This is a genomic window from Massilia sp. (assembly GCF_046293535.1).
GTDB lineage: Bacteria > Pseudomonadota > Gammaproteobacteria > Burkholderiales > Burkholderiaceae_D > Telluria.
Map to the genome: position 1 here is coordinate 1 of NZ_JBKBOV010000078.1, position 6,853 is coordinate 6,853.

The window sequence follows — 6,853 nt, forward strand, 5'->3', positions numbered from 1 at the left end:
CCCCGGCGGCAGGCGCCGGCGCAGGCGCCATGGGCGGCGCGGGAAGCACGACGCCGACCGGTTCCGGTGCGGGCAGGGTCAGCATCACCACCCCGGCCAGCAGGCCAGCCAGGCCGAGGCCGATGGCTATTTCACGCATTCGCATAAGGCTGGCACGCATTCTTCATTGCCAGCATGGTAACAGCACCGATGCCGGCTAAGTACTCGACAAGAAATAAATGTGGATTTTGGCGAACAGAACAGGATGCGATGTAAGGCGGCGAGTGCGCCGCAGTGCGAGCACTGCAAGCAGGAGCCAACGCAGCAGCGCGCCGGTTATGGCAGCCAAAAACACATTTATTTCGGGGCGAGTACTTAGATACGGCTCCAGTTGAAGCAGCCCCCCGGCACCCCTGCCCCGCTCACCAGCAAGGCCCCGTGCCGGTAAAAATCCCAGCGCCGCGCCGAAGGCACCGCGACCACCACCACCCCCATCGCCCGGTCGCTCCACACCAGGCGCGCATCGAGTGCGTCGAGCGCCGCGAACACCTCGCGCGGCCCGGCGCCGGGGTGGAACACCACGGTGGCGAAACCGGTCTGCGCCGGCGGCACCAGGGCCCAGGCGCCGGCCCCCGACGTAAGCGCCACCAGCGCCAGCATCGCCGCCGTGCCCTGCAGGCCGGGACCGCCGCCGCGGCGGCGCAGGCGCAGGCCAAGCGCCAGCGGCAGCAGGCCGAACAGCGCCAGCCACAGCAGGTCCCACAGCAGGGGATCGTCGCTGTCGATGCGGATGCGGTGGATCTGCAGCAGCCAGTGCGACAGCACCGAATCGACCACGTGCCAGAGGCCGAAGCCGACCAGCACGGCGCCCACCAGCGGCCAGCCCCACTCACCCTCTCCGCGGCGGTGCAGGCGCCACAGCCCGGCCAGGCCGGCCAGCGCGATCAGGTACATCAGTGCGTGAAAATATCCGTCCCACAGCACCTGCATGCGCAGGTCGTCGACGCCCGGCACCAGGCTGAGCAGGTGGTGCCATTGCAGGATCTGGTGCAGCAGGATGCCGTCGAAGAAGCCGCCGAGCGCGAAACCGAGCACGGCGCCCCAGCGGAACCACGGTGTTTTCCACATCGCATTACCTCGCATCGGAACGGGACCGGGCCAAGTATAGCCCGTGTCCCGCAACGCGCTTGCACCCTACGCAAGCCTAGCCGCGCCGGCTCCAGGCAATGCCCGCCGCCAACGCCGCCAGCCCGGCCGCGAGGAAGCCGCCGGCCGACTGCAGGCTGGCGTCGCCGTGGAAGCCCACCGCATCCATCATGGCCACGCCCTTGGCCTGGATCATCACGTAGAAGCCGAACAGGAACAGGCCGAGGAACAGGCGCGGCGTGCGGCTCAGCTGCCCGAACAGGGCGGCGCAGCCGGACAAGGCCACCAGGCCGGCCAGCAGGGCAAAAGCGCGCACCGGCTCGACCGGGCTCCAGCGCAGCGCGACCGGCCCCATGAACAGCAGGCCGAGCAGCAACGCGGCCGCCCACTGGCGCAGGAAGCGGCGGCGCACGCCGCCCGGCACGGCGGCGCTCAGGCCTTCGCAGCCGGCGCTGACGTCGCGGGTAGTGCTTTCGCTGCACAGGATGCCCCAGAACACCAGTGCGCCGGCCAGCAGGCCGGGCAGGGCCACGCTCGGGAGCAGCAGGCCGCCCACGAAGCAGACCGCGAGCGCCAGGATCGCGCTGGGCGCCGACGCCAGCACCAGCCCGACATCGGCCAGCACCTGCCCGCCGGGACCGGGCAGGCGCGCGGCCAGGCGCGTCAAGGGCGCCGCCAGCCGCGCCAGCGGACGCAGCCAGCCGTTGAGCAGGGCCAGCGGCGAACGGCGCCGGCGCGCCTTGCCGGCCTTGACGCGGTCCGGCGAGAAGCGGTGGAACAGCCACACGGCCGGCAGCAGCGGCGCCAGGGCCAGCGCGGCCGACAGCAAGCGCTCGCGCACCATGGTCCTGGTCCAGAGCCATTGCGGCAGGGTGTGCGGCGGCAGGGCGGGATTGAAGTTCATCATGCCCACGCCGAAGGCGCGCGTGTCGGCATGGCTGCGCAGGCCGTCCATGGCATGGGCCAGGCCGGTGAAATCGAGCCAGGCCAGCCTGGACGCCACGGCGCCCTCCTCCACCGCCGCGCCGAGCGCCAGCAGGCACATCCACAGCACGAAATACAGCAGGTCGCCGGCCTTGCCCATGAGCGGGGCCCAGCTGTCGCACAGGACGGCGCAGCTGGCGCAGAAGAAGGCCATCGGCAGCAGCAGCAAGGCATGGGTCTGCAGGTAGACCAGGAGCTGCACCGGACCTTCGCCGCGCAGCAGGTGGCAGGCCAGGGTGGTCAGCATGAAGGCGCCGAGCAGCAGCACCAGCGCGCCGACCGCGCCTAGCCAGCGGCTGGCCACCAGCAGCGCGTCGCCCGCCGGGGTGGCCCCGATGACGCCGCCGATGCCGCTCCTGAGGTCTTCGCCGGTGCGTCCGCGCGCCAGGTAGAAACCGGCAAGGCTGAACAGCAGGCCGCCCATGACGGCGCTGCCCAGCGCCAGCGCCGAGCTGGTGTACGACACGCGCGCACCGTCCAGCACCAGGAGGCTGCTGCCGGTGCGGACATCGCTGATCATGGCCCAGGTGACCGCCACCACCGCCAGCACCGCGGCCAGGCTGGACAGGCGGCGCAGGCGCAGGCGCACCTCGTTGGCCGCCAGCAGGAACAGTGGATGCGAGCTCATGCCGCCTCCGCCTGCAGCGCGTAGCGCTGCGCCATCAGGGCCTCTTCCAGGCTCGGTTCGGCCTCGACCGCGCCCAGGCAGGGCGGCCCGGGGTGGGCGATGCGCAGCAGCATGCGCCCTTCCTGGCGCTGGGCCTGCAGCACGTGCACCCGCCCGCGCAGCGCCGCGTAGTCCGCCTCAAGCACGCTGGCGCTCCAGACCTGGCCGCGCGCGCGCCGCAGCACGCCCTCCGGCGTCTCGTGCGCCACCAGGCGGCCCGCGCGCATGATCGCCAGTTCGGTCGCGATGCTCTCCACGTCGGACACGATGTGGGTCGACAGGATCACCAGCTTGCCCAAGCCCAGCTCGGCGAGCAGGTTGCGAAAGCGCAGCCGCTCTTCCGGGTCGAGCCCGGCGGTAGGCTCGTCGACCACCAGGATGTCCGGATCGTTCAGCAGGGCCTGGGCGATGCCCAGGCGGCGCTTCATGCCGCCCGAGAACGAGGCCGCGGGCCGGTGCGCCTGGTCGTGCAGGTTGACCAGTTCGAGCAGGCGGCGGATGCGGGCACTGTCGCGCACGCCCTTGAGGGCCGCGAAATACTGCATGAATTCGAGCGCGCTCAGGTTCGGGTAGACGCCGAAATCCTGCGGCAGGTAGCCGAGGCGGCGCCGGATCGCGTCCGGCTTTTTCACGATGTCGCTGCCGTCGAACAGGATCTGGCCGCTGCTGGGGCGCGTCAAGGTGGCGATCATCCCCATCAGGGTCGACTTGCCGGCGCCGTTGTGGCCGATCAGCCCGACCACGCCCTGGCCCAGGGACAGCGAGACCTCGTCCACCGCCTTCACGTCCTTGCCGAATCGCTTGCTTACCGCGCGTAGTTCCAGCATGTTTCTCCCTCCCGTTGTTGTTGGTGTCGACTATAGGGAGGGCCTGCCGGCGGCTCCAGCCGTTTGCGACAGGAGGTCGAAAACAGGGGGTGAATGCGGGATGGGAATGCCGATGATTCGCCATGCATATGTGTCGTTTTGGTGACATTTGACGAGAAAGTGAATTTCTCTTTTGCAACAGGAATATAATGATCCCAAACAAACGGATGTGATCTACCGCTGTCCCGAGACCTTTCCATGTCCTCTTCCCTCTCCCGCTCACTGGCGCGTTCGCCCAGGCTCGTGCTCGCCGCGGCACTGTGCATGGTCTCGAGCTTCGCTGCCGGCGCGGAGGTGGACGAGACCGCGGCGCTGGCACGGCAGCTGGCGGAAATCCGTGAACTCAACAAGTACGTTCCCGAGCGCGCCCTGCCGCGCCTGCTCGCGATCGAGCAGGAAGGCCGCGCCGCGCCGCTGGAACTGCGCGCCGAATTCCTCAACCAGCTGGCCAATAGCTACGACAGCGTGGGCAGGCGCGCCGAAGCCACCGCCGCCGCCGACGAACTGGTGGCGCTCGGCCGCCGGCACGACAACAAGGTGGCGCTGGCCAAGGGCCTGCTGCGCAAGGGCTACATGGCTTACGGCCGCTCGGAGCTGGCGGAGTCGCACCGCCTCATCTGGGAAGCCGAGCAGCTGGCCCAGGCCACCGACGACATCAACCTGAAGGTCCGGGCGACCATTTCCTCGGGCGATTCGTTCGCCGAGGAAGGGAATTTCCCGAAGGCGCTCGAACGCCTGCAGCTGGCGGTGGCGCTGGCGCGCAAGCATGGCGATCCGACCCAGATCGTCATGTCCCTCAATGCCCTGATCGGCCTGTACTCGCAGATGCGCGAGTACGACAAGGGCTTCGAGGCGCTGGCCGAAGCGCTCGCTGCAGCGAAAAAGACCAATTCCCCGGGCCGCATGGCGACCCTGAAACATGCCGAATACATCCTCGCGGCGGCTTCCGGCCAGTACCAGCGCGGCCTGAAGGCGCTGCTCGAGGGCCTGGCCATCGAGCGCGGCATCGGGGCCGATTCGATGGCCGCCTATTCGCTGGTGAACCTGGCGGACTGCTACCTCAAGCTGCGCGACTACGGCAATGCGGCGCTGTATGCCGAACAGGCCGTCAGCGCGGCGCGCGCGCTGAACGACGCCGGGCTGGAAGCCACCGCACGCCTGAACCTGGGCCAGGCCTACCTCGCCCTCGGCCGGCTGGAAGAAGGCAAGCGCCACATCGAAGCCGGCATGACGGCCTACGAGAACCTGGGCGACCAGCCGGAATTGCAGGCCGCGCTAGTGGAATACGGCCAGGCGCTCGAGCGCGCCGGCGACCTGCCGGGCGCCTTGCGCGCCTACCATCGCGAACGCAAGATTTCGAACGCGCTGTTCGAGAAACGCCGCCAGCGCGCGGTGCTCGACCTGCAGGAGAAGTACGAGACCGACAAGAAGCAGCGCGAGATCGAACTGCTGCGCAGCGAGAACAAGGTCAACCGCCTGCAGCAGCGCATCTGGTGGCTGCTGGCGGCGCTGTTCGCCCTGGCCTCGGTCGTGGTCGGCCTGCTGTACCGCAAGGTGCGCCAGGCCAATGCCAAGCTCTACGCAAAGAACAAGGAGCTCAAGCAGCAGAGCGTGCGCGATCCGTTGACCGGGCTCTACAACCGCCGCCACTTCCTCGACTACATGCGCACCCAGCCGCAGCCGGAGCGGCAGGCGGCGGCCGCCGAGCAGTGCGGCGCACTGTTCCTGCTGGACGTCGACCACTTCAAGCACATCAACGACACCTGGGGCCACGCGGCCGGCGACGCGGTGCTGACGGCGATTTCCGCCAGCCTGCGCGAGATCCTGCGCGAAACCGACATGATCGTGCGGTGGGGCGGCGAGGAATTCCTGGCCTTCCTCCCGGAGATTCCGCGTGCGGGCCTGGACGAAGTGGCGCAGCGCATCCTGGCTGGCGTCTCGGCTGTGAACATCACGCACGGGGGGCAGTCCATGAGCGTGAACGTGTCGATCGGCTTCGCGCCCTTCCCGCTGTGCTGCGGCGAACTGGTGCTGCCGTGGGAACGCGCGGTCAATCTGGTGGACATGGCGCTCTACCTGGCCAAGGCGCACGGACGCAACCGCGCCTACGGCGTACAGGGCTTCGGCGATCCGTCGCAGGTATGCGTGGAAGAGATCGAGCAGAACCTCGAGCAGGCCTGGCGCAAGGGTCAGGTCAGGATGTCGACCGTGCTGGGGAACCAGCAGGATCTGCGCGCCAGCGCGTGATGTTGGGTGGACGGCTTTGCCGTCCGCGCGTTCGACCTACGTATGCACTGTTGCAACGTATCGATCAGCCAGCCGGCTTACATATGCACTGTTGCAACGCATCCGTCAGCTGGAGGCGCGGCCGGCGGAGCCGGCCACCCTACGGTGTAGATGACACCGAGCCGGTTTAATCGACCACGTCCTGGATTTTCTCGCCCGCGTTCTCGACCTTCTTGCCGACTTCCTCGGTAGCCCGCTTCAGGCCGCCCTTGGCGTCGCGGGTGGCATCCACGACCTTTTCACGCGCCTCTTCGGTGGCGCGGTCGACCTTGGCCAGTTCCTGGTCCACCTGGCGCGAGACCTTCGCACCCGCCTCGTCCAGCGCCTTGCCGGCGCGCTGGGCCGGCCCCATCGCTTCTTCGTCACGGCTGCAGCCTGCCAGCGCGGCAAGCAGCAGCAGCGTGCCCAACATGCTCGTTTTCATGCTTGACTCCACCAGTGTGCTTGCCGGCGAGCATACACCGGCGCCGAAAAACGTGGCTGACGCTTGGCCGCTTCACTCGTTGCGGGTGGGATCGGCCAGCGGGTGTTCGCGCTCGTCGACGATCTCCAGCCGCAGGGCGCGGGTCTGCTCGTCCTCGCCCCAGCGCTTGGTGAACACGGCCAACCGGGCCAGCGCCTTGTCGTAGGCGCGCGCGCGCCGCAGTTTCTTGATGGCGCCGCTCGCATCGGTCCAGGCCCGGGCCCTCTGCTCGGCGCGCGTGCAGTCGGCGGCCGCCTTGTTGAGCGACTGCTGCACCTGGCGCAACTGTTCCGGCGTGGCGCGGGTGTTGCGCAGGGCGATCAGTTCATCCTGCGCTTCCCGCGCCTTGCACTCGACCGCCAGCGCCACCGCACGGTCCATGCGCCGCTCGATGCGGCTGCCCTCGGGGCGCACCATGGTCCAGATCAGCCACAGCGCCGCCAGCGCGGCGATCCACCAGCG

Annotated in this window: 6 protein-coding genes; 1 reads left to right on the forward strand and 5 read right to left on the reverse strand. The window is 68.9% G+C overall.

The features are described from left to right. Positions 1-354 precede the first annotated feature (354 nt). From ACK4S9_RS22900 to ACK4S9_RS22910, 3 genes are all read right to left on the reverse strand, one after another. Positions 355-1,107: a DUF2243 domain-containing protein gene (locus ACK4S9_RS22900; protein ID WP_409730204.1), complete on the reverse strand. Its 753-nt coding sequence runs from the start codon at positions 1,105-1,107 to the stop codon at positions 355-357. Between the two features lie 76 nt (positions 1,108-1,183). Continuing rightward, positions 1,184-2,737 (reverse strand): hypothetical protein, encoded by a 1,554-nt coding sequence (locus tag ACK4S9_RS22905; RefSeq protein ID WP_409730206.1) that lies wholly within the window; start codon positions 2,735-2,737, stop codon positions 1,184-1,186. Continuing rightward, positions 2,734-3,603 carry an ABC transporter ATP-binding protein gene (locus ACK4S9_RS22910; RefSeq protein WP_409730208.1) on the reverse strand — a complete coding sequence of 290 codons (870 nt, stop codon included), beginning with the start codon at positions 3,601-3,603 and terminating at the stop codon, positions 2,734-2,736. Before ACK4S9_RS22910 ends, ACK4S9_RS22905 begins: the two co-directional genes overlap by 4 nt. A 237-nt stretch (positions 3,604-3,840) precedes the next feature. On the opposite strand from ACK4S9_RS22910, the gene ACK4S9_RS22915 reads away from it, so the two are divergent. Continuing rightward, positions 3,841-5,889, forward strand: a complete 2,049-nt coding sequence (locus ACK4S9_RS22915) for a diguanylate cyclase domain-containing protein (protein WP_409730210.1) — start codon at positions 3,841-3,843, stop codon at positions 5,887-5,889. A gap of 166 nt (positions 5,890-6,055) precedes the next feature. Here the strand turns inward: ACK4S9_RS22915 and ACK4S9_RS22920 are convergent, their stop codons facing one another. Continuing rightward, positions 6,056-6,352, reverse strand: coding sequence for a hypothetical protein (locus tag ACK4S9_RS22920; protein WP_313028894.1), 297 nt, complete (start codon positions 6,350-6,352; stop codon positions 6,056-6,058). A 72-nt stretch (positions 6,353-6,424) separates the two neighbouring features. Continuing rightward, positions 6,425-6,853 (reverse strand): hypothetical protein (locus tag ACK4S9_RS22925; RefSeq protein ID WP_409730212.1); only part of this gene is annotated, 429 nt, incomplete at its 5' end.